The following is a 1,523-nucleotide window of genomic DNA, read 5'->3' as shown; positions in this document are numbered from 1 at the left end:
CCCTGATCCGGGGATCGCTGAGGCAGCTCGGTTGCAGTGTTCACGCCTGTCGCTGCGGTCGCATCCCACTGACGGTGTGCACGACTGCGGCCGGGAGATCGCCTACTGCTGGCACATCTACGCCGGGAACACGTTGCTGCGCTGCTACATCGACTGGGAGTTCGCGCTCGAAGAGTTGGTGCAGATGGCCGCGAAGAGGGGCGTTCGCGATGAGTGCTGACAGATGCAAGTTGGGTTGGGATCTCGTGCATCTCGTCGAGACGGCCTGGGAACAGGGTTACGCGGTGCTGACGAACCTTCAACGCCCCGAGGACAGCGACAGCGAGATTCGTTTGATACGCGCCGGGATAACTGTCGGTGTCGTGTTCGTCGGCCCTGTCGCTGACGTTGTGGAGCGTGCCACCCGGTTCGTTTACGGGCAGGAGGCGGCATGAGCGGGCTGGAAGGGTGCGACCACCCGGATTGCGTCGAGACGCTGGATCACTACCGCTGTGACGCGCCAGGTTGCTGCGGCAATCCAAGGCTGCGCGGGATGCCCCGGCTCCGGTACGCGGCGATGGTCTGGCGGATCAACGCGCGAGTTCACTGGCGGTACTGGGTCATGCGCTGCCGGCCTTGGTGGTCGTCATGACCCGCTACATCCACCGTTCCCACCTCCTGCACCACAACCGTGTCCTGGGCGGGGTGTGCACGTGCGGCAACCCTGACGGCGGCCGGTGGATTCGCTGCGCCAAATACGTGCTGATCACCGCTGGCATCACAGCCACCACCCTCATCGGCATCGCGCTGACCATCTGCGTCGTCGCCGAAGCCGTCACAGACATCGAGATCTAAGGACCACCAGTGAAAGACGCATGGATGCAACAGGCCGCCTGCATCGGCCACGACCAACTGTTCCTCGCCGAAGACGAGAGACCAGGCAGTCGTCTTACCCGCGATGCGATGACGAAGTGCCGCAACACCTGCCCTGTGATCCAGGAGTGCCGGCTGTACACGCTGAAGCAGCGACCCGAGTGCGGCGTGTGGGCCGGGGAAGCATTCTCGCCCACCCACAATGTGCGCGCCGCAGCCCTCCGCCGCATCGCGGACAAGGCCGGCGTCGACTACACGCCACCGCAGGGCGGAACGAGAGCGGTCAAAGAGTGCGGAACGAAAGCCGCATACGACCGGCACCGCTACAACAACGAAGAGCCGTGCCTGCGCTGCCGGGAAGCTGAGCGGCGCCGCGCATCCGAGCGGCGGGCACGCAAAGCCGCCGAGCAGGCCGCGTCATGAACAACACCCCGTACCGGCATCAGGTTGTTGACGCGATGATCCCACCCGCCATGCAGATCGTGATCGCCGTCCGGGACGACCAGCCCGACCAGTTCCTCGACGCCGTGCGCACCGCCGAAACGATGGGCGGTGTCGGCTGGCAGACCGCACTCATCATCGCGCTCGCCGGCATGGTCCCCGATGACCGCAGCGTCGGCGACCTCACCGCATGGCTCGGGGTGGCATGAGACGCAGCCGCTACGCCAACT

5 protein-coding genes are annotated in these 1,523 nt (G+C 65.5%); all 5 read left to right on the top strand.

What is annotated here, in order from left to right; genetic code table 11:
- Positions 1–220 (top strand): hypothetical protein (locus LX12_RS21700; RefSeq protein WP_253656699.1); only part of this gene is annotated, 220 nt, incomplete at its 5' end.
- Positions 210–434, top strand: coding sequence for a hypothetical protein (locus LX12_RS21695; RefSeq protein WP_253656698.1), 225 nt, complete (start codon positions 210–212; stop codon positions 432–434). The genes LX12_RS21700 and LX12_RS21695, both read left to right, overlap by 11 nt.
- A gap of 70 nt (positions 435–504) precedes the next feature.
- Positions 505–834 carry a hypothetical protein gene (locus LX12_RS21690; protein WP_253656697.1) on the top strand — a complete coding sequence of 110 codons (330 nt, stop codon included), beginning with the start codon at positions 505–507 and terminating at the stop codon, positions 832–834.
- A gap of 9 nt (positions 835–843) precedes the next feature.
- A complete protein-coding gene (locus LX12_RS21685) occupies positions 844–1,275 on the top strand; it encodes a WhiB family transcriptional regulator (protein ID WP_253656696.1) in 432 nt (143 codons plus the stop codon).
- Complete coding sequence (locus LX12_RS21680) at positions 1,272–1,502, top strand: hypothetical protein (protein WP_253656695.1); 231 nt, start codon at positions 1,272–1,274, stop codon at positions 1,500–1,502. Before LX12_RS21685 ends, LX12_RS21680 begins: the two co-directional genes overlap by 4 nt.
- Positions 1,503–1,523: the final 21 nt, after the last annotated feature.

Source organism: Williamsia serinedens (genome assembly GCF_024171725.1).
In the GTDB taxonomy this organism is placed as follows: domain Bacteria; phylum Actinomycetota; class Actinomycetes; order Mycobacteriales; family Mycobacteriaceae; genus Williamsia_A; species Williamsia_A serinedens.
This window is presented reverse-complemented; position numbering and strand designations above follow the sequence as displayed.

Excerpts from the sequence above, each read along its gene's own strand:
- LX12_RS21695 (WP_253656698.1), top strand. The coding sequence starts at position 210 with ATGAGTGCTGACAGATGCAAGTTGGGTTGGGATCTCGTGCATCTCGTC.
- LX12_RS21680 (WP_253656695.1), top strand. The coding sequence starts at position 1,272 with ATGAACAACACCCCGTACCGGCATCAGGTTGTTGACGCGATGATCCCA.